Origin of the sequence: Flavobacterium aquariorum (assembly GCF_003254745.1) — a bacterium.
Taxonomy (GTDB): domain Bacteria; phylum Bacteroidota; class Bacteroidia; order Flavobacteriales; family Flavobacteriaceae; genus Flavobacterium; species Flavobacterium aquariorum.
In genome coordinates, this window is sequence record NZ_QKXH01000042.1 from 1 (window position 1) to 255 (window position 255).

Below are 255 nucleotides of genomic sequence, written 5' to 3' on the forward strand. Positions count from 1 at the left end.
CCAAAACGAAAATAGCATTTTTGTGTTCCTGCAAAAAGGAAGCTGGTATTTGATTGGTGACCGTGCCTTCAACAGAGGCTTTTATGATGTTCGATTTTCCTTCTCCCCAAGCCATCAGAATAACCTGCTTGGCTTCCATTATTTTTTTAACACCTAATGTGATTGCTGTTCTTGGAGTATTGCTTAACCCTTTGAAATCGCCGCTTGCCGCCACTCTCGTGATATGGTCCAATGCCACCAATCTTGTTTTGGAAT

1 protein-coding gene is annotated in these 255 nt (G+C 42.0%); it reads right to left on the bottom strand.

The genetic code is table 11. The annotated features are described in order from the left end of the window. The coding region (locus DOS84_RS18915; RefSeq protein ID WP_207802084.1) for a 6-phosphogluconolactonase at positions 1-255 on the bottom strand (255 nt) is incomplete at both ends.